Annotated in this window: 21 protein-coding genes, 1 tRNA gene and 3 pseudogenes; 17 read left to right on the plus strand and 8 right to left on the minus strand. The window is 54.1% G+C overall.

Going from position 1 to position 17958, the window contains the following annotated elements:
- Positions 1 to 192 precede the first annotated feature (192 nt).
- The 9 genes from thrS (at position 193) to ACODS3_RS12955 (ending at position 7648) form a co-directional block, all read left to right on the plus strand.
- On the plus strand, positions 193 to 2115 hold the full coding sequence (gene thrS / locus ACODS3_RS12915; protein ID WP_489034585.1) for a threonine--tRNA ligase: 1923 nt from the start codon (positions 193 to 195) through the stop codon (positions 2113 to 2115).
- Positions 2115 to 2666, plus strand: a complete 552-nt coding sequence (infC, locus tag ACODS3_RS12920) for a translation initiation factor IF-3 (protein ID WP_170929410.1) — start codon at positions 2115 to 2117, stop codon at positions 2664 to 2666. The genes thrS and infC overlap by 1 nt, the downstream gene beginning before the upstream one ends.
- A 60-nt stretch (positions 2667 to 2726) precedes the next feature.
- Positions 2727 to 2921, plus strand: coding sequence for a 50S ribosomal protein L35 (rpmI, locus tag ACODS3_RS12925; protein WP_002553160.1), 195 nt, complete (start codon positions 2727 to 2729; stop codon positions 2919 to 2921).
- Between the two features lie 28 nt (positions 2922 to 2949).
- Positions 2950 to 3306 carry a 50S ribosomal protein L20 gene (gene rplT / locus ACODS3_RS12930; protein ID WP_016963673.1) on the plus strand — a complete coding sequence of 119 codons (357 nt, stop codon included), beginning with the start codon at positions 2950 to 2952 and terminating at the stop codon, positions 3304 to 3306.
- A 103-nt stretch (positions 3307 to 3409) separates the two neighbouring features.
- Positions 3410 to 4426: a phenylalanine--tRNA ligase subunit alpha gene (pheS, locus tag ACODS3_RS12935; protein WP_024685429.1), complete on the plus strand. Its 1017-nt coding sequence runs from the start codon at positions 3410 to 3412 to the stop codon at positions 4424 to 4426.
- A gap of 36 nt (positions 4427 to 4462) precedes the next feature.
- Complete coding sequence (pheT, locus tag ACODS3_RS12940; protein ID WP_201006943.1) at positions 4463 to 6841, plus strand: phenylalanine--tRNA ligase subunit beta; 2379 nt, start codon at positions 4463 to 4465, stop codon at positions 6839 to 6841.
- A 3-nt stretch (positions 6842 to 6844) separates the two neighbouring features.
- Complete coding sequence (ihfA, locus tag ACODS3_RS12945) at positions 6845 to 7147, plus strand: integration host factor subunit alpha (protein WP_002553164.1); 303 nt, start codon at positions 6845 to 6847, stop codon at positions 7145 to 7147.
- Complete coding sequence (locus tag ACODS3_RS12950) at positions 7128 to 7484, plus strand: MerR family transcriptional regulator (RefSeq protein WP_025260457.1); 357 nt, start codon at positions 7128 to 7130, stop codon at positions 7482 to 7484. Before ihfA ends, ACODS3_RS12950 begins: the two co-directional genes overlap by 20 nt.
- A gap of 87 nt (positions 7485 to 7571) precedes the next feature.
- A tRNA-Pro gene (locus tag ACODS3_RS12955) sits at positions 7572 to 7648 on the plus strand.
- A 69-nt stretch (positions 7649 to 7717) separates the two neighbouring features.
- On the opposite strand, the pseudogene ACODS3_RS12960 reads toward ACODS3_RS12955, so the two are convergent.
- Positions 7718 to 8589: pseudogene (locus tag ACODS3_RS12960) on the minus strand (tyrosine-type recombinase/integrase); the annotation flags it as partial.
- On the minus strand, positions 8568 to 9479 hold the full coding sequence (locus tag ACODS3_RS12965) for a DUF4406 domain-containing protein (RefSeq protein ID WP_489034614.1): 912 nt from the start codon (positions 9477 to 9479) through the stop codon (positions 8568 to 8570). The pseudogene ACODS3_RS12960 and the gene ACODS3_RS12965, both read right to left, overlap by 22 nt.
- Positions 9480 to 9531: 52 nt before the next feature.
- Here ACODS3_RS12965 and ACODS3_RS12970 point away from each other — a divergent pair, with 52 nt between their 5' ends.
- The 3 genes from ACODS3_RS12970 to ACODS3_RS12980 all read left to right on the plus strand — a co-directional run bounded on the left by ACODS3_RS12970 (position 9532) and on the right by ACODS3_RS12980 (position 11547).
- A complete protein-coding gene (locus ACODS3_RS12970; RefSeq protein WP_489034615.1) occupies positions 9532 to 10278 on the plus strand; it encodes a hypothetical protein in 747 nt (248 codons plus the stop codon).
- A 128-nt stretch (positions 10279 to 10406) separates the two neighbouring features.
- Positions 10407 to 10661 (plus strand): hypothetical protein, encoded by a 255-nt coding sequence (locus ACODS3_RS12975; RefSeq protein ID WP_489034617.1) that lies wholly within the window; start codon positions 10407 to 10409, stop codon positions 10659 to 10661.
- A 133-nt stretch (positions 10662 to 10794) separates the two neighbouring features.
- Positions 10795 to 11547 (plus strand): hypothetical protein, encoded by a 753-nt coding sequence (locus ACODS3_RS12980; RefSeq protein ID WP_489034618.1) that lies wholly within the window; start codon positions 10795 to 10797, stop codon positions 11545 to 11547.
- Between the two features lie 118 nt (positions 11548 to 11665).
- On the opposite strand, the gene ACODS3_RS12985 is transcribed toward ACODS3_RS12980, so the two are convergent.
- On the minus strand, positions 11666 to 11902 hold the full coding sequence (locus tag ACODS3_RS12985; RefSeq protein ID WP_489034620.1) for a hypothetical protein: 237 nt from the start codon (positions 11900 to 11902) through the stop codon (positions 11666 to 11668).
- A gap of 22 nt (positions 11903 to 11924) precedes the next feature.
- The gene (locus ACODS3_RS12990) at positions 11925 to 12566 is read right to left on the minus strand and encodes a hypothetical protein (protein ID WP_489034622.1); all 642 of its coding nucleotides are present in this window, start codon (positions 12564 to 12566) and stop codon (positions 11925 to 11927) included.
- Between the two features lie 100 nt (positions 12567 to 12666).
- On the opposite strand from ACODS3_RS12990, the gene ACODS3_RS12995 reads away from it, so the two are divergent.
- Positions 12667 to 12927: a hypothetical protein gene (locus ACODS3_RS12995; protein ID WP_489034624.1), complete on the plus strand. Its 261-nt coding sequence runs from the start codon at positions 12667 to 12669 to the stop codon at positions 12925 to 12927.
- Between the two features lie 247 nt (positions 12928 to 13174).
- On the opposite strand, the gene ACODS3_RS13000 is transcribed toward ACODS3_RS12995, so the two are convergent.
- A complete protein-coding gene (locus ACODS3_RS13000; RefSeq protein ID WP_489034626.1) occupies positions 13175 to 14059 on the minus strand; it encodes a hypothetical protein in 885 nt (294 codons plus the stop codon).
- A gap of 127 nt (positions 14060 to 14186) precedes the next feature.
- On the opposite strand from ACODS3_RS13000, the gene ACODS3_RS13005 reads away from it, so the two are divergent.
- Positions 14187 to 14996 (plus strand): TIR domain-containing protein, encoded by an 810-nt coding sequence (locus ACODS3_RS13005; protein ID WP_489034628.1) that lies wholly within the window; start codon positions 14187 to 14189, stop codon positions 14994 to 14996.
- Between the two features lie 124 nt (positions 14997 to 15120).
- On the opposite strand, the pseudogene ACODS3_RS13010 reads toward ACODS3_RS13005, so the two are convergent.
- Both ACODS3_RS13010 and yejK read right to left on the minus strand, forming a co-directional pair.
- Positions 15121 to 15345, minus strand: a pseudogene (locus tag ACODS3_RS13010) (DUF2303 family protein); the annotation flags it as partial.
- Positions 15346 to 15392: 47 nt separating this feature from the next.
- Positions 15393 to 16381: pseudogene (yejK, locus tag ACODS3_RS13015) on the minus strand (nucleoid-associated protein YejK).
- Positions 16382 to 16426: 45 nt separating this feature from the next.
- Here yejK and ACODS3_RS13020 point away from each other — a divergent pair.
- Positions 16427 to 16615, plus strand: coding sequence for a hypothetical protein (locus tag ACODS3_RS13020; RefSeq protein WP_489034630.1), 189 nt, complete (start codon positions 16427 to 16429; stop codon positions 16613 to 16615).
- A 133-nt stretch (positions 16616 to 16748) separates the two neighbouring features.
- On the opposite strand, the gene ACODS3_RS13025 is transcribed toward ACODS3_RS13020, so the two are convergent.
- Positions 16749 to 16982: a hypothetical protein gene (locus ACODS3_RS13025; RefSeq protein ID WP_489034632.1), complete on the minus strand. Its 234-nt coding sequence runs from the start codon at positions 16980 to 16982 to the stop codon at positions 16749 to 16751.
- Between the two features lie 66 nt (positions 16983 to 17048).
- Between ACODS3_RS13025 and ACODS3_RS13030 the strand changes: the two genes are divergently transcribed.
- Positions 17049 to 17288 carry a hypothetical protein gene (locus ACODS3_RS13030; protein WP_489034634.1) on the plus strand — a complete coding sequence of 80 codons (240 nt, stop codon included), beginning with the start codon at positions 17049 to 17051 and terminating at the stop codon, positions 17286 to 17288.
- 215 nt (positions 17289 to 17503) lie between these two features.
- Complete coding sequence (locus ACODS3_RS13035; protein ID WP_201019138.1) at positions 17504 to 17764, plus strand: DUF1652 domain-containing protein; 261 nt, start codon at positions 17504 to 17506, stop codon at positions 17762 to 17764.
- The last annotated feature ends 194 nt before the right edge of the window (positions 17765 to 17958 follow it).

Consider the following 17958-nt stretch of genomic DNA (forward strand, 5'->3'; position numbering starts at 1 on the left):
TCCGGCCCCGTGACTGAATGGTTATCGGTGTGGCACATACAGGTTTTTTCGCACAATCCAGTCATCTGGTTCGGTTCAAGGTTGGCCTGAAGGCTCCTGCCACTGTGAGGCAGGCATACCACCGAATCACGTACTGGCTCATCCCAACCCACGTGACCTTTGGTAGGGGTCACCACTAGGAGAGGAGGCGCCATGCCCACTATTACTCTTCCCGACGGCAGTCAACGTTCCTTCGATCATCCGGTTTCCGTAGCCGATGTCGCGCTTTCCATTGGTGCAGGTCTGGCCAAGGCCACCGTAGCCGGTAAAGTCGACGGCAAGCTGGTCGATGCCAGCGATCTCATCGAAGGCGATGCCAGCCTGCAGATCATCACCCCCAAGGATCAGGAAGGACTGGAAATCATCCGTCACTCCTGCGCTCACCTGGTAGGCCATGCCGTCAAGCAGTTGTATCCGACGGCGAAGATGGTTATCGGTCCGGTGATCGATGATGGCTTCTATTACGATATTGCCTACGAGCGCCCGTTTACGCCAGATGACATGGCGGCCATTGAACAGCGCATGCAGCAACTGATCGAAAAGGACTACGACGTCATCAAGAAGGTGACGCCGCGTGCGCAAGTGATCGAAGTGTTCACTGTCCGCAACGAAGACTACAAGCTGCGCCTGGTCGAGGACATGCCCGATCAGCAGACCATGGGCTTGTACTACCACGAAGAATACGTCGACATGTGCCGCGGTCCGCACGTGCCGAACACCCGTTTCCTCAAGTCTTTCAAGCTGACCAAGCTGTCCGGTGCCTACTGGCGCGGCGATGCCAAGAACGAGCAGTTGCAGCGCGTCTACGGCACGGCCTGGGCGGACAAGAAACAACTGGCTGCTTATATCCAGCGCATCGAAGAAGCCGAAAAGCGTGACCATCGCAAGATCGGCAAGCGCCTCGGGTTGTTCCATACCCAGGAAGAAGCGCCGGGCATGGTGTTCTGGCATCCGCAGGGCTGGACCCTGTATCAGGTGCTTGAGCAGTACATGCGCAAAGTGCAGCGCGAGAACGGCTATCTGGAGATCAAGACTCCACAGGTGGTTGATCGCTCGCTCTGGGAGAAATCCGGGCACTGGGCCAACTACGCCGACAACATGTTCACCACTGAGTCCGAGAGCCGCGACTACGCGATCAAACCGATGAACTGCCCATGCCACGTGCAGGTGTTCAATCAGGGCCTGAAGAGCTACCGCGAGTTGCCATTGCGTCTGGCCGAGTTCGGTGCCTGCCACCGTAACGAGCCGTCGGGTGCGCTGCATGGCATCATGCGCGTGCGTGGCTTCACTCAGGACGATGCACACATTTTCTGCACTGAAGAGCAGATGCAGTCCGAGTCGGCCGCTTTCATCAAGCTGACCCTGGATGTGTATGCCGATTTCGGCTTCAAGGACATCGAGCTCAAGCTGTCGACCCGTCCTGAAAAGCGTGTCGGTTCCGACGAATTGTGGGATCGCGCCGAATCGGCACTGGCTTCTGCGCTGGACAGCGCTGGCCTGCCATACGATCTGCAGCCGGGCGAGGGCGCATTCTATGGTCCGAAAATCGAGTTTTCCCTGAAGGATTGCCTCGGTCGCGTCTGGCAGTGTGGTACCCTGCAGCTCGATTTCAACCTGCCTATCCGTCTGAGCGCCGAGTACGTCTCGGAAGACAACGGTCGCAAGCATCCGGTCATGTTGCACCGTGCCATCCTCGGGTCCTTCGAGCGTTTCATCGGTATTCTGATCGAACATTACGAAGGTGCATTCCCGGCCTGGCTTGCTCCGACGCAGGCAGTGATCATGAATATCACTGATAAACAGGCAGATTTTGCTCTCGAAGTCGAAAAAACTCTGGCTCAAAGCGGATTTCGTGCCAAGTCTGACTTGAGAAATGAAAAGATCGGCTTTAAAATCCGCGAGCATACTTTGCTCAAGGTCCCTTATCTCCTCGTAATCGGAGATCGGGAAGTTGAAACGCAAACTGTCGCTGTGCGTACACGCGAAGGCGCTGACCTCGGTTCAATGCCGGTCGCCCAATTCGCTGAATTCCTCGCACAAGCGGTTTCCCGGCGTGGTCGCCAAGATTCGGAGTAATTATTATTAAGCGTGAAATGAGACAAGATAAACGAGCTGCACCCAAGGCCCCGATCAATGAGAATATCTCGGCCCGCGAGGTTCGGTTAATTGGCGCTGACGGCGAGCAGATTGGCATCGTCTCGATTGATGAAGCGCTTCGTATAGCCGAAGAGGCGAAGCTGGATCTGGTAGAGATTTCTGCCGACGCAGTACCTCCGGTCTGCCGTGTCATGGACTACGGCAAATCGATCTTCGAGAAGAAGAAGCAGATTGCTGCGGCGAAGAAAAACCAGAAGCAGATCCAGGTTAAAGAAATCAAGTTTCGTCCAGGGACGGAGGAAGGGGATTACCAGGTAAAACTACGCAACCTGGTACGTTTCCTGAGTGACGGGGACAGGGCCAAGGTATCGTTGAGATTCCGCGGTCGTGAGATGGCCCACCAGGAGCTGGGTATGGAATTGTTGAAGCGGGTTGAAGCTGACCTGCTCGAATACGGTTCCGTCGAACAGCATCCTAAGATGGAAGGACGCCAGCTGATCATGGTCATCGCCCCGAAAAAGAAGAAATAACCACCAGGGCACGGCAGGCCTTGCGGTTATGTTTATCAACTGAATGCGGAGTATCCGAACATGCCAAAGATGAAGACTAAAAGTGGTGCAGCTAAGCGGTTTTTGAAAACTGCTAACGGCATCAAGCACAAACACGCTTTCAAGAGCCACATCCTGACCAAAATGTCGACCAAGCGTAAGCGTCAACTGCGCGGTAGCAGCTTGCTGCATCCGTCTGACGTGGCAAAAGTCGAGCGCATGCTGCGCCTTCGTTAATTTTGATCAAGAATAGAGGAAGTAACTCATGGCTCGTGTAAAGCGTGGCGTCATTGCCCGTAAGCGTCACAAAAAAATTCTGAAACTTGCTAAAGGCTACTACGGCGCGCGTTCGCGCGTATTCCGTGTTGCCAAGCAAGCGGTAATCAAGGCAGGCCAATACGCCTACCGTGACCGTCGTCAGAAAAAACGTCAGTTCCGCGCTCTGTGGATCGCTCGTATCAACGCTGGTGCTCGTACCAACGGTCTGTCTTACAGCCGTTTGATCGCTGGTCTGAAAAAGGCGTCCATCGAGATCGACCGTAAGGTTCTGGCTGATCTGGCAGTGAACGAAAAAGCGGCGTTTGCTGCGATTGTCGAGAAAGCTAAAGCCACTTTGGCCTAAGTCCCCGACAATCACCGGTTCCGGGTTCCGGAATCGGTTTTGAACGTCATAAATAGGGGAAGAGCCTTTGGCTCTTCCCCTATTTCGTATCTGGAGTCTGTACATGGAAAACCTGGACGCGCTGGTCTCGCAAGCTCTTGAGGCTGTGCAAAGCGCCGAAGATATCAATGCCCTGGAGCAAATCCGGGTTCACTACCTCGGCAAGAAAGGCGAGTTGACTCAGGTGATGAAGACCCTGGGGAACCTGCCTGCTGAAGAGCGTCCGCAAGTCGGCGCGCTGATCAACGTTGCCAAGGAGCGTGTCACAGAGGTTCTCAATGCCCGCAAGGCGTCGTTTGAGCAGGCAGAACTGACTGCCAGGCTCGCGGCCGAGTGCATTGACGTGACCTTGCCGGGACGCGGTCAGACCTCTGGTGGTCTGCACCCGATCACCCGAACTCTGGAACGTATCGAACAATTCTTCACCCACATCGGTTACGGCATTGCCGAAGGCCCTGAGGTCGAAGACGATTACCATAACTTCGAGGCGCTCAACATCCCTGGCCACCACCCGGCGCGGGCGATGCATGACACCTTCTATTTCAATGCGAACATGCTACTTCGTACCCACACCTCGCCGGTGCAGGTGCGGACCATGGAGTCGCAACAGCCGCCAATCCGTATCGTATGTCCGGGTCGTGTATACCGCTGTGACTCGGATATCACCCACTCGCCGATGTTCCACCAGATCGAAGGCCTGCTGGTCGACCGCGACATCAATTTCGCGGACCTCAAGGGCACCATCGAAGAGTTCCTGCGAGTGTTCTTCGAGAAGGAACTGGCCGTGCGTTTCCGGCCTTCGTTCTTCCCGTTCACCGAGCCTTCCGCTGAAGTCGACATGGAATGCGTGATGTGCAGCGGCAAGGGCTGCCGCGTCTGCAAGCAGACCGGCTGGCTGGAAGTCATGGGTTGCGGAATGGTCCACCCGAACGTGCTGCGCATGTCCGGCATCGACCCTGAAGAGTTCCAGGGCTTTGCTTTCGGCATGGGTGTCGAGCGTCTGGCAATGCTGCGTTACGGCGTCAATGATTTGCGCCTGTTCTTCGACAACGACCTGCGGTTCCTGGCGCAATTTCGCTAGAACGCATGCCCGTAACGAATCTATTAGGAGAGCAGGATGAAATTCAGTGAACAATGGTTGCGTGGCTGGGTAAGCCCGCAAGTTTCCCGTGACGAGCTGGTTGCTCGTCTATCGATGGCCGGTCTTGAGGTTGACAGCGTCACGCTGGCCGCCGGCATCTTCACGGGTGTAGTCGTAGGCGAAGTCCTGAGCACCGAGCAACACCCTGATGCTGACAAGCTGCGCGTTTGTCAGGTCAGCAACGGTACCGAGACTCTGCAAGTTGTATGTGGCGCGCCAAACGTACGTCCGGGTCTGAAGATTCCTTTCGCAATGATCGGCGCCGAGCTTCCGGGCGACTTCAAGATCAAGAAAGCCAAGCTGCGTGGCGTCGAGTCCAATGGCATGCTGTGCTCCGCTGCCGAGCTGCAACTGGGCGAGGGCAACGATGGCCTGATGGAGCTGGCTGCCGATGCACCTGTTGGTCAGGACATTCGTGTTTACCTGGAGCTGGACGATGCCAGCATCGAAGTCGACCTTACGCCGAACCGTGGCGATTGCCTGTCGGTTGCCGGTCTGGCTCGTGAAGTCGGCGCGCTTTATGCCGCCGAGGTCACTCGTCCGCAAGTAGCGCCTGTTGCTGCCGTGCATGACGAAGTCCGTCCTGTCGAATTGCTGGCACCTGCTGCCTGCCCACGCTACCTGGGTCGAGTGATCCGTAACGTCGATCTGTCGCGTCCTACACCGCTGTGGATGGTGGAGCGCCTGCGTCGTTCGGACGTGCGCAGCATCGATGCAGCCGTGGATATCACCAACTACGTCATGCTGGAGCTGGGTCAGCCGCTGCATGCATTCGATCTGGCCGAAATCAATGGCGGGATTCGCGTGCGCATGGCCGAGGAGGGCGAGAAGCTTGTCCTGCTCGATGGTCAGGAAGTCAGCCTGCGTGCCGACACCCTGGTCATTGCCGACCACCAGCGCGCTCTGGCTATCGCTGGCATCATGGGCGGCGAGCACAGTGGCGTGACCACCAAGACCCGGGATATTTTCCTGGAAAGCGCTTTCTTCGACACCATCTCGGTGGCTGGCAAGGCCCGTTCCTACGGCCTGCACACCGATGCCTCGCACCGTTACGAGCGTGGCGTGGACTGGCAGCTTGCCCGTGAAGCCATGGAGCGTGCCACTGGCCTGCTGCTGGAAATCACTGGTGGTGAAGCCGGCCCGATCATTGAAGCGGTCAGCGAACAGCACCTGCCTTCGATTGCTTCGGTTACCCTGCGTGCAAGCCGCGTCGAGCAAATGCTCGGTCTGGTCATTGAAAACGCCGAAATCGAACGCCTTCTGACGGCTCTGGGCTTGAAGCTGAGCAACGAGGCTGCTGGCCAGTGGCGCGTTGAAGTACCAAGTCATCGCTTCGACATCAGTCTGGAAGTCGACCTGATCGAAGAGCTGGCGCGTCTGTACGGTTACAACCACCTGCCGGTTCGCTACCCGCAAGCCCGTCTGGCACCTCAGGCCAAGGCCGAAGCGCGTGGTGACCTGCCAGAGCTGCGTCGCCTGCTGGTTGCTCGCGGTTATCAGGAAGCCATCACTTACAGCTTCATCGATCCGAAGGCTTTCGAGCTGTTCAATCCGGGCGTCGAACCGCTGCTGCTGGCCAATCCGATCTCCAACGACATGGCTGCCATGCGTTCTTCCCTGTGGCCGGGCCTGGTCAAGGCTCTGCAACATAACCTCAACCGTCAGCAGGACCGGGTTCGCATGTTCGAAAGCGGGCTGCGTTTCGTCGGTCAGCTTGATGGTCTCAAGCAAGAGCCGATGCTGGCTGGTGTGGTCTGCGGCAGCCGTCTGCCTGAAGGCTGGGCACAAGGCCGTGATGCCGTCGACTTCTTCGACGTGAAAGCGGACGTGGAAGCAGTGCTTGGTTTTGCCGGCGCATTGGGTGAGTTCACCTTCTCTGCGGGTCAGCACCCAGCCTTGCATCCTGGCCAGACCGCTCGCATCGAGCGCGATGGTCGTGAAGTCGGTTTCCTGGGCGCCATTCATCCGGAACTGGCAAAAACGCTGGGTCTTGATCGCCCGGTGTTCGTGTTCGAGCTGGTTCTGGGCGAAGTTTCCACAGGCCGTCTGCCGAAATTCCACGAGCTTTCCCGCTTCCCGGAAGTGCGTCGCGACCTGGCTCTGCTGGCTGATCGGGATGTCAATGCAAGTGCAGTTCTTGACGTTATTCGTGAAAATGCAGGCGAATGGCTCACGGACCTCAGGCTATTTGACGTTTATCAGGGTAAAGGCATTGATCCGCATAGAAAAAGCCTTGCAGTTGGCTTGACCTGGCAGCATCCATCGCGCACTCTTAATGACGATGAGGTAAACGCAACGACACTTGCTATCCTCAATTCACTTGAGGAACGGTTAAACGTCACGTTAAGGAAGTAGCGTATGGGGGCTCTGACGAAAGCTGAGATGGCCGAACGTCTGTACGAAGAGCTGGGCCTGAATAAACGAGAAGCCAAGGAATTGGTTGAGCTGTTCTTTGAGGAAATCAGGCACGCTCTGGAAGACAACGAGCAGGTGAAATTGTCCGGATTCGGCAATTTCGACCTGCGAGACAAACGCCAGCGGCCTGGTAGAAATCCAAAGACCGGCGAGGAGATTCCGATCACTGCTCGCCGTGTGGTCACCTTTCGTCCAGGGCAGAAGTTGAAGGCCCGAGTTGAGGCTTATGCTGGAACCAAGTCATAACGACGAGCTACCGCCTATCCCAGGCAAACGCTACTTCACCATTGGTGAAGTCAGCGAGCTCTGCGCGGTCAAACCGCACGTTCTGCGCTATTGGGAGCAGGAGTTTCCTCAACTCAACCCCGTCAAGCGACGCGGGAACCGTCGGTATTATCAGCGACTGGACGTGCTGATGATCCGTCAGATCCGCGCCTTGCTCTACGACCAGGGCTTCACCATTGGTGGAGCCCGGTTGCGTCTTTCCAGTGGCGAAGCGAAGGACGATACCCAGCCCAACAAGCAGATGATCCGGCAGATGATTGCCGAGCTGGAAGATGTACTGGTCATTCTCCGTGCATGATGAATGAGCAAGATACTTCCATAATTCAAAAGCTTAGGGTATATTCCTCACCGCTTTCGCAAGTTGCGAAACAGTTTCACGCCTAGTCGGGGCGTAGCGCAGTCCGGTAGCGCACTAGCATGGGGTGCTAGGGGTCGAGTGTTCGAATCACTCCGTCCCGACCATATTTTTCAATGAATTAGCCCAATCTGTGAAGGTTGGGCTTTTTCATGTGTGGGGATTTTTTCGGGACTTCATCCTGCCTTCCTCTTCAATATTGTCAGTACCGGGCCACGAGAGTCAGTTGCTGATACCATGTTCGCAGTGTCAATCAGCTTTCCGAGCTCTGCGCCGGAGTAATGACTGGTGACGCTACCGTTCTTGTGTCCAGGCAGTGCTTTGCGGCCTTCCTCAGTAACACCTGCCGCTCGAAGGCGACGACCAAACGTGTGCTTCAAGTCGTGAACTCTGATGGATGCGTACCCAGGGTAAGCGGGGCGAAGGTTTTCCTCCTGCCAGAGTTTCGCCGCTCTCTTCCTTACTTTTCTCCAGGCCGAATCATTCATCCGCTGTATCGGGTTACCCTTGTATGGGAAGACCCACTCATCACTCAGGCCTCGCTGATTGTCGATTATCGACTTCGCAACACTGTTGAGCACCACAAGTCGCTCATCGCCATTCTTTACGCCTGATCGCTCATTGCGCCCCCAAAAATCGGATGTAATCAGGAGTACGCTGACCTCAAGTTCTGGAGCGTAAATCTCCCAATCCCACTTCAGCTTGCAGACCTCCTGTTCCCGGCAGCCTGTTTTCACCTTGAACAAGGCCATCTTGGCAGCTCTCCGAAAAGGATTGATTGCTCCCCCCATGACATGGGGTATGGCTCTCGTACCTTTCTTTTCAAGTCCAGCTTTGTCAGCATCGGCACTGAATCAGCCATGGCCTACGTTCTTCATCCCGCCACTTGCGCGCGCACAGCGATAAGATCCGAATAACATGCTCAATTGATATGTTTACGGTGCGCGGTGCCACTGGCTTCAATTGCTTTTCGCACGGCAAAACCATTCCTTCAAGCCGTTCAGCGATGAATTCCATCGATATGAGTTAACGGCAGGTCGCCCAGGTAGAACCCCAGCAGTTGACGAGACATTCATCATCTACTGGTGCACCTTCGTCCTCTGGTTCGCCGGAAGGCTTGCCCGGCACCATGAAGAATTCACGCTCTACAGCATGCAGCAGGTCGGCAAAATGCTTTGTGTTCTGGATATTGACCAGCAGCACTCCTACAGAGTGTGAGTGGTGCAGGCCGAAGATGCCATAGATACGGGCCAGGTCGGGATGCAGTTTGTTTTCTTCAGGCATGACTTCGTCCTTGCCGCTACAGCAGATATGCGGCGAAAAAAAGATTCGGGTATCGTTCACTCCAGAAAAATACGGAGTTTTTAAGTGATCGTTTTCGGAGTTGAGTACCGGTTTGGTAGAGCATCCAGCGTTGTCGCCGGGCATGACGGTCTTGCGCTCGAGTGCTTGCGGGGGCAAAACGTCGTCTTTGAGGTTTTCAGAAATGACGAAACTTTGCGGTTTGAAGTAACCCTGTTCGAGAGGGATGTACCTCTGGAACTGCTCGAACATGCCATACCGATCGCCCGTCAGGAACTTGGTGACTTTGTTACCTGCGAGCCTGAGTGATACAGGCTTGAGCATGGTTGCACCTGGTATTCGGTGATGGTGTGCGCCGGGCTGTCGCGAATGCCCCAGGCTATCGGCGATGTAGACTTCCAGCTGTGCGCCTTGCGATTTGTCCCAGCCGGGCAGGGTGGCAACGTGGTCGCAGGTGACTAGCTGGGCCAAGTCTTGGCGCATGCATTCCTCCCACGTTCCGCCGTCTGGGTTGATCTCGGCGGGGTTTACGACATCAAATCCCAGACTGCGAAGGCGGGCTGATTCAGCGTTGAATGCTGGAAAGTTCAGATCAGGAAGGCCGGTCATTGGGCCGGAGATGTAAGTTTTTGGCATGTATGCACCTCGCGACCTATAGTGAGGCCACACGATTTGAATGGTTAGGGTTATGGGCGATAAAAATAAACATGGGTTAGGGCGGAGTGTGCCTCAGAGTGTTCGACGCGAAATACGCAGGCGCTGCGGCTTTGGGTGCGTTATATGTGGGCTTGCTTACTATGACTACGAGCATTTCTCTCCAGACTTTAAAGACGCCAAAGAGCATAATCCTGAGGGGATGACGCTACTTTGTATGCAGTGCAACCAAAAGCGAGCAAGGGGCACTCTTTCTGCTCAAACTGTAGCGAGAGCTAATGACAACCCTAAGTGTAAGCAATTAGGGTTTGCGTCTGAGCTTTTTGACTTTGGGCTTGATCCAGTTGAGATAAGATTTTCGGGAGTAACCTTCACTGGCTGTAGGGCGCTGATACAAATAAGCGGGGTGGATGTTCTTTCTTTTCGCCCTCCAGTAGAAGAGGGGTCGCCAATGTTATTGTCGGGGCTTTTGTCCGATACGTCTGGCGCGACCACTTTAAAAATCGTGGACAATGAATGGTTTGTGGGTGATGAAAACTGGGATGTAGAGGTCCAAGGCCCTCGAGTTTCGATCCGTCGTGGGGTAGGCGATATTGCTTTGCAGTTCAAGGTTATTCCACCGCGGGCTCTCGTTATAGAACGCATTGATATGGAGTTTGATGGTTGTTATCTTAAGGGGGATGAAAACTCTCTGAGTTACTCATGTGATGGAAAGTCGTGGAGCAGTATGGCAGCAATCGATATTGACGGGTTTGATGTGGGTATTGGTATTGAAGGGTAGATGTCGCCTCTTATGTGGACTTGCTGTACAGGCAGTCGACAGAATAGTTCGAGCACGGGATTTACTTTTCTCAGGCGGAGGAGCTTTGAGCAGGCTATAGTTCATTTATCAACCGAAAGGAGGTGGTGATGGATAGCTACGTGTGCGTGATCTGCAATGGGAAAGGCACTGAAGATTTTTCCGCTGGAGAGTTCCGGGATGTTGAATGCCCGGATTGCGGAAAATACCTGATCTCAAGAACCGTGCTGAATGACATGAAGGCGAGAAACAACTGCTTTAACATCGCAGCCACAAGATCCTGCATCAATGGATTCATTACTGCTGGAAAGCCTGCAGTTATTTCCCGCGCCGAGGTGGCGGTACATCAACTACTTTCTGCCTAGCGTCAGCTGGCTGAAGCGTTTCTCTGTGGGTATTGAGAGACCTCGCGGCTATAATTCTCACTGTTGAAATGGAGGTGGCATGGGAGTCTGTGCCCTATGCAGGAATGACGCGCCCCTTATTCGTAGTCATCTTATGCCACGATCCGCCTACAAAGCGGCCCGCGGCCGGTCGGCCGGTGCTTCCGGAGAACTCGTACGAATTGATACAGCAGGAAAATCTGCTTTTTTCTCCGACGAGCAAGTCGTCATGAATCTCCTGTGCGCTCATTGCGAAGACCTGTTTTCCAAGAATGGTGAGAAGATCATCGGCAATTATTGGTCGACTGACTCCAGGTTCCGATTAAGGGATTTAATTGTTGAGCAGGGGGCACTGGCTAGCGGCGCAAGGTTTTCTGTTTACGACAGCTTGTCCATAGACTCAACCGTTCGGAACGCCTTGCTCTACTTCGCGCTCAGCATTTACTGGCGTGCAAGCGTGTGGGACTGGGGCCGCGTTGGTAATCGCTATTTTGGAGCTCTCGGCCCAAAGTATGAAGAGATTTTCAGGCAGTACCTGTTGGTAGGTCAGGAGCTACAGAACTCTTATCTGCTAGTGACAGTGAATACCACAGATCATTTGAATGGATTGCTTGCCTTTCCTTCGTGCGGGAAAGTGAAGATGACTAGACTTCACAAGTTTGAAATGTTGGGGCTGAGGTTTGACTTGATTGTTGGTGGCAGTATTCCTGATGAATTAAAGCGTCCGTTTATAGGTCAGGGTAGTAACTTGGTTTTGATTTCTTCGCCGCTGGATCAGGCCCCAGACTTTATTGAGCTTTCAAAATTCATTAGCTGTAAAGTTATTCCCCGGGGCAGGCTTTCAAAAGAGCCTAAACCGTTCGGCTAGATTGTTCTCTGGATATGTCATCAACATGGAGAGCAGATTGGTCGACCCTAGTGGGCCGGGTGGTTTTCTTGGTTTCGGAATTGCCGGGCTGGGGTAATTCAAAAGTGGGGAGGGCAGTTCAGAATTCAGCGAGAACAGGTAGGCTTTTCTGGTGGCACAGCTCGGCTAGCGCGTCCCAAGGGGCGGTATATCCGATCTGTTTGGTGCGCTCGGTCAGACTGTCCCAAGCATTGGCTTTGGACTGAATGTTCTTGGCAGCGTGGCGAGCCTCGATGCGAGCCAGGATCTTCAAGCACCGCTTGCAGGTGACCTGTTCTGCATCGCTGTCGGGGCAGTAGTGAATGGCTCTTGGCATGGCTCGGGGTCCTTGTGGCTGATCAGGCGTCAGACTTTTCTGCAACGAATCTTTCCCAAGCGGCCTTGTCTCCTTGTGCCACATACCACTTCAGCTCATTACCATCTTCTGAGTCGCCAACCGAGTCTCCGAACTGAGCGCCGGGAAAAGTGAACTTCGCTCTATTGCCACACCAGGGGTATCCGCCGGCGAACTCGGTAAACGTAAGTCCAGGCTCAGCCGCAACAACTCGCTCCTTAAAGGACTCGAATTTGGCGTTGCATGCCGCGACTTCGGCCTCGTGACCATTTTTGCATTCCGCTGAGCAGTAAACGACACGCCCATCGAACACAAGATCAAGGCTAATTTCCTGATGAGTTTTCTCATCCCAGTGGGTGGCTTCGCTGTCGTACCGTATGCCGCAGTGATTGCAATCAAACCACCAGCCAGCGTCGATGTAGGCCTTTGCAGGGATGAACCGCTGATCAGCATACTGGTCAGCCCAATGTGCTCGGCGGCAAGACACTATTCCGCCAAAGTCAGTGCCGATCTCATCAGCACCTTGCCGACGGGCTGCCGCGTTCGACGTAGCAAACTGGATGGTCGACTCTTCCGGGTCATTGGTTTCTACCGAATAGGCTAGCACCTTGCGCGGTGTTTTCTCAGCGTTGAGTGTCTTGCTCATGGCAATCTCCATTACAGACGCCGCCCCGGCCGGGATGGCGTGAGTCGTTGAAGTGGGGTATTTGTGTATTCCGGCATGGAGCCGAATAAAGGAGATGCTTTTGAAGACTGTTATCAGAGAAGAACAAATCCCTACAGCCGAGGTTTGGCGGTACGACGATGTCGTCGCAGTCCGTTTTGGTGAGGACGATTCCGGTGTAGAGGTCTGGCGCGCCAGACACCTCGCTGCGTTCTGCTCTCCAGAAACACCAGCAAAGGTAAATGTGCAAAAGCTCCTACTTGTTGAGGTTGATGATCCGGATAATCCAGAGACTATTGACCGTCTTCGTTACGCTTGCTCTGAAGCCTGGAAAAACCGTTAACCATCACCGGACTGCTGTGCCCTGCATCGTTTCTGGGCTGCTGGTGGCTGACTCTCGCTGGCATGACGGATATCTTTGAGATGGGTTAGGCGGCGGTCCGAACTGGAATGGCCCGCAGATGATCTTTCTCGTCTGCGGTGCCCAGATAGGGCTTGAGCTCGGTGCGGGTGTACTTTCCGGCTTGGGCCGTATCGCTGGTGTAGCTGCTGTAGTTCGGACCGAAGTAAGCGCCGCCGTGCCGGTCCGTCTAGATCATGTATAGCGACTCCTGAGGCGGAAACAGGATGCTCTTCAAGGTCTCGGCTCGCTTGAAGTCCATCCGGGCGGCGGCTGCCGACATCAGTGACTCCAGTCGTTTGCGGCGCACCAATTCATTGCGCTTGCGGCGCAGGTCGCCAGGGTATCTGGTCCAGATCTCGCAGTTTGAAACATTGGTGTAGCTGTAGCGGGAAGTGATCACCCACCACATTTGGCCGCTGTTGTAGTAAGCGACACCTGGAAGCATGCGGCCTTTACGATCACCGATCCAGACCTTCTGCCCGTGCTGCAGAAGATCGCCATCTTTCGACTTGTAGCTGTGCTGGGGTGCGACAAAGTCAACAAGCCGCCCTTTGTTCCGATGCGATGTATGGTGGCGTTCAACTTTCTCTAGGGCTGTGCTGACGCCAGGGCCCATGCCATGCGGCTCATCAGGGGTGAACTTGTAGCCGGTGAAAACGGCGCACAAGTAGTCGCGGATTTTGCGGCGGGTACGCTCCATCTCCATGCGCATCACGTACGGCATGTGTCGCTCTTTATCAGACTGGTAGCGCCCATCATGGTCTGGGTGATCTGGAGCGTTCACGCTTTGGAACATCTCGAAGGTAATCGATCGACCGCTGACGTGAAGATCCGCCTTCAGATCGCCCTTGCTGCACCATCGCCTGCAGTGGGCAATGCATTTGTAGTTCTTTCCGGCGTCGAGGTCTGGACCTACAGTCCAGCCTAGGCGGTTGAGGGTCTGGATGATGTGCTTGAAAACCTCACGCTTGAACTGTTTCTCCCAGGCGTCGGTGCCGCGAACGCCGCCTGCTTCGCGAGCAGCAGCGAGGCCGTCTTCCCATATGGCCAGGCGGGCGTCGCCGAACGACATATTACCTTTGCGTTGAATCTACATTTTGAATGCTTCGTGCATACGCCTTCCTCCGTATCCGGTGGTGGCAATTTGGTTGGGGTGGGCTATAAAGGGTGACCGGCATGGGGCCGGTTCAAGGAGCGATATGAAGGTTTTTGTTAGCTGGTCTGGTCGCCGTAGCAAAGCAGTCGCAGAGTTACTTGCAGACTGGATCAAATGCGTCTTGCAGGCTTCGCAGCCTTGGATTTCCACACGAGATATTGACAAAGGTGCTATATGGTTTTCAGAAATCTCTGATCAACTCAAGGATACTGCTGCCGGTATTGTTTGTTTGACTCAGGATAATAAGAATAAACCGTGGATTCTTTTTGAAACGGGCGCCCTTGCTAAGGGGTTGAGTACTAATCGTGTGTGCACATTTCTTGTAGATTTGAAATCTGCTGATATCGAGGACCCACTAGCCCAGTTTAACCACACTACACCTGATCAGTCATCTATGTGGGGGTTGGTTTGCTCACTAAACTCTGGATTGGATACTGCTAAACTAAACGAAAAAATATTGAAGCAAGTGTTCGATACTTATTGGCCTCAATTTGAAAAGGATTTTAATAAGATTATCAAAGAAATACCGCTAGAAGAGGCGGCAGAGCCCCGTTCTGAGGTTAGCATTCTGGATGAAATTCTTTCGAATACGCGCGCGCTGACTAGTCGGGTTAGGGATATCGAAAGGCAGAACTCACCATCTCGACACTCTGATTATGTGGATATTGCGCACCATGGATATATTGAAAGCTTGGCTTCTGATCCCGCCGTTCCAATCAGTGAAATTTTGCGTGAGGGAATTAAGGTTGGACTGACGGAAGATTCTGTAATGAACTATGTAAAGATGCATCGGAGTATACGTGTGCCCGTGAAGAAGAGTTTATTTAGTAAGGAAAATAAAGATAAGGAATAACGTCAGATTGGTTGGTGATTTTGGTATGAAATGCTGATAAGTGTCCAGTTCTGCTTAAGCTATTAATTAATAATCGAAGTTGCACTCGATAGTTAACCCCCCCCTTTTTTTAAGGGGGTGTATATCAGGTTGGGCTGAAAGCGCCCAAAACTAGCTTGACGGAAAGGCTCATCGGCTCTTCCAGCACCGACTTGAACTCTTGCGCGATTTCTTCGCGCTGAACTTCCTCGCACACCCAGCTCAACTTCAGTGCTGGCTGTGAGCCGCTGGAGATGACCGAGATGACCGAGATGCGCAGGATGATCTCACGCAGTTGCAGCCCTTCAAACGGCACAGCCGAGAAGATCAGCGGCGCGCACGCGACGGCTCTCACGCTTAAGCCATAATCAATTTTGCTCAAGCGTCGGTGCGCTTTAGCTGATCAATGAGCTGTGTTGGAAGTCCGCGCAGTGTCAGCGAGCCTGCGGCTTTGTCGAATTCAATCTTCGATCCGAGCAGGTGCTGCTCGAAGCTGATCGACATGCCTTCGGCCCTGCCTGTGAAGCGGCGGAACTGGTTCAGCGTGCGTTTGTCTGCGGGGATTTCTGGAGACAGGCCGTAATCTTTGTTCCGGATGTGATCGTAGAACGCACGCGGGCGGTCTTCGTCTATCAGCTCAGACAGCTCTTCCAGGCCAATGGACTCATCCAGTTTGCTCTGGCTGCTGGCGTAATCTACCAGGGTCTTGGTTTTCTCCCGCGCCGACTCTTCCGGCAGGTCTTCGCTTTCCACGAAGTCGCTGAATGCCTTGAGCAGGGTGCGGGTTTCGCCTGGGCCATCCACACCTTCCTGACAACCGATGAAGTCGCGGAAATAATCGCTGACCTTGCGACCCTGCTTGCCTTTCAGAAACGAGATGTACTGGCGGGATGCTGGGTTGCTCTTCCATTCGCTGAGGTTGATCCGCGCAACCAGGCGGATATGGTCGAGCTCCAGTCGCTTGATAGTCATCAGGCGTAGCTCTTCGGTCATGGCCACCGCTTCCTGTACAAGAGCAATGACCAAGTATTCCGTCATGCCCTGCTGGTAGTGGCAGAAGAGGGCGTGCCCGCTGGTTGTCAGGTTCGACTCTTCCATCAGCTTTACCAGATGCTCTACAGCGGTAGTGCTGAACTCCAGAAAGTTGATCCCGTTATCCAGGTATTTGTCGAACCATCCGCTCAGTGGATAGGCACCCGACTCGGGGTGGAATAGCCCCCAGCCTTTACCGGCGGTAGCGTTGTAGCTTTTGTTGAACTGATATATCAGATCATCACGCGACTGGCGGCACCACTGAGAAACAGAACGGCTGGGCTACCATCTGGCTTCTTGTCGATCTTGTGAATGACGCTGTGAAGTACGGGCATATCGATTACCTCGGGTGCGAGCCACCCTCCGTATCCGGTGGTGGCATGCTCAGTTGGGGTTCTGGTGTTAGAATCGATGACTACATCAAGGATGAAGCGAATGAAAAAACTGAGGACTTACATGAAGGCCGCGCAGAGCTATTGCGCCGCGCTATCGAACAAGAAAGTCTGCTGCGTTGGACTGACCCTGATCGCTATCCATTACGCTTTGGTTGTCTTTGTGCCCAGCTATGAGTCAGCAACACTTTTCGTTGTCGGGGGAGTCATGATCACCCTGACAATGACCAGGCGACCGTCAAAGCTGTAGGTGGTGGCAAATTGGTTGTAGGTGGGCTTTACATGGGCATGGTGTTCAACTAGACGTGATCTAGCCTTCAACATCCCCTGGATTACGCCTCAACTCCTTGCGCGACTCGTTATCGAACGCTTCGCGCAACTTTTCGCTGATAACGATTTCGTGGCGCGGATATTTCAGGTGAGCCTTAAGCTCTTCATCCGACATCAAGTCCATTTTCATGATGTTGATCTGAAGTATTTCGCTTATCGGCATGTTTTCGGCCCGCTTCCCCCACATCGTCACCGCCTGTCTGCTGCTCTGCACTCCCGGCACTTCCTGCCTATCTCAACCTTGAGCGCAGACATCCTGCGCACAGAAAGGAGAGTCGCCATGGAAATCGAAAACAACGGACCTGAGAGCGCTTACCCAGGGCCGGCTGAGAAGACGACCGACACCGGTGAAGAGCATGACTCCGGCCTTGAGCAAACCCAGTTCGAGCCAAAGCAGAGTGGTGATCGCCCGGAAGACTGGAACCCGCCTCCGGGCAATCCTGGGTCTGGCGATGATGCTCAAGCGGATCAGGAAAACGACGACGAACCCAAGACTGACAGCCTCATCGATGCAGAGTAGAGGCTTTAGCTGCCTCATGTCAGAGCAGTCAATAAAGGCCCTTTCGATAAGTGAAATCGACTCGGCCTTATGCCAATAACTTCATGTTGTTGTGTGGTGTGTGTGCCGTGTCGACATATAAATTTACACATGCTCCGTCAGACAAAAACCACACCTGCAACCTTGGTCTAGACTGCAGTGTTAATCCGCTACACAGCGTCTACAGGGACGGTCAAATGCTTTCTCATCTTGAATTGCGTCACGTTATGGAAGTGGCCTTCAGGCCTACGATCTGCAAGTGCACCATCAGCCCGGACGGGTTAATGTCCATTGAACTGAGGAATCCGGAAACTCATGTTCCGGAGCTGACAATGACCGGGATTTCGACTGCCAAGCTCAGTGGTGGACGTGCAATTGCAGCTTTGGTGGGGGAAATCAAGGACGAGGCCAGACGCGCCAAGGCGGCCGAGAAGGAAGATATCAAGCGTCAAGGATAAGATGGGCAGGACAAAGCCCTTATCAGGCGGGCTTGGGGGCTTCATTCCAGGCCCGTTCATCTTCCTGCGGCAGGTCTGAAAACAAACCATTTGGAGCCCGTTTTGCTCCTCGCCCTCAAAGCCCGGTTCGCGTGCCTTGAATACTGCACTTTCTCATCCCCAACCCCCTAAAGATTCCCGCCCCGCACCCGATG

The sequence above is a fragment of the Pseudomonas sp. FG43 genome (assembly GCF_057809175.1).

Excerpts from the sequence above, each read along its gene's own strand:
- ACODS3_RS13035 (WP_201019138.1), top strand. The coding sequence starts at position 17,504 with ATGCTTTCTCATCTTGAATTGCGTCACGTTATGGAAGTGGCCTTCAGG.
- ACODS3_RS12965 (WP_489034614.1), bottom strand. The coding sequence starts at position 9,479 with ATGCCAAAAACTTACATCTCCGGCCCAATGACCGGCCTTCCTGATCTG.
- ACODS3_RS12975 (WP_489034617.1), top strand. The coding sequence starts at position 10,407 with ATGGATAGCTACGTGTGCGTGATCTGCAATGGGAAAGGCACTGAAGAT.
- ACODS3_RS12950 (WP_025260457.1), top strand. The coding sequence starts at position 7,128 with ATGCTGGAACCAAGTCATAACGACGAGCTACCGCCTATCCCAGGCAAA.
- pheT (WP_201006943.1), top strand. The coding sequence starts at position 4,463 with ATGAAATTCAGTGAACAATGGTTGCGTGGCTGGGTAAGCCCGCAAGTT.
- ACODS3_RS12970 (WP_489034615.1), top strand. The coding sequence starts at position 9,532 with ATGGGCGATAAAAATAAACATGGGTTAGGGCGGAGTGTGCCTCAGAGT.
- rplT (WP_016963673.1), top strand. The coding sequence starts at position 2,950 with ATGGCTCGTGTAAAGCGTGGCGTCATTGCCCGTAAGCGTCACAAAAAA.
- ACODS3_RS12990 (WP_489034622.1), bottom strand. The coding sequence starts at position 12,566 with ATGAGCAAGACACTCAACGCTGAGAAAACACCGCGCAAGGTGCTAGCC.
- ACODS3_RS12985 (WP_489034620.1), bottom strand. The coding sequence starts at position 11,902 with ATGCCAAGAGCCATTCACTACTGCCCCGACAGCGATGCAGAACAGGTC.
- thrS (WP_489034585.1), top strand. The coding sequence starts at position 193 with ATGCCCACTATTACTCTTCCCGACGGCAGTCAACGTTCCTTCGATCAT.
- ACODS3_RS13000 (WP_489034626.1), bottom strand. The coding sequence starts at position 14,059 with ATGTCGTTCGGCGACGCCCGCCTGGCCATATGGGAAGACGGCCTCGCT.
- ACODS3_RS13020 (WP_489034630.1), top strand. The coding sequence starts at position 16,427 with ATGCTCAGTTGGGGTTCTGGTGTTAGAATCGATGACTACATCAAGGAT.
- pheS (WP_024685429.1), top strand. The coding sequence starts at position 3,410 with ATGGAAAACCTGGACGCGCTGGTCTCGCAAGCTCTTGAGGCTGTGCAA.
- rpmI (WP_002553160.1), top strand. The coding sequence starts at position 2,727 with ATGCCAAAGATGAAGACTAAAAGTGGTGCAGCTAAGCGGTTTTTGAAA.
- ACODS3_RS13030 (WP_489034634.1), top strand. The coding sequence starts at position 17,049 with ATGGAAATCGAAAACAACGGACCTGAGAGCGCTTACCCAGGGCCGGCT.
- ACODS3_RS13005 (WP_489034628.1), top strand. The coding sequence starts at position 14,187 with ATGAAGGTTTTTGTTAGCTGGTCTGGTCGCCGTAGCAAAGCAGTCGCA.
- ACODS3_RS12980 (WP_489034618.1), top strand. The coding sequence starts at position 10,795 with ATGCCACGATCCGCCTACAAAGCGGCCCGCGGCCGGTCGGCCGGTGCT.
- ihfA (WP_002553164.1), top strand. The coding sequence starts at position 6,845 with ATGGGGGCTCTGACGAAAGCTGAGATGGCCGAACGTCTGTACGAAGAG.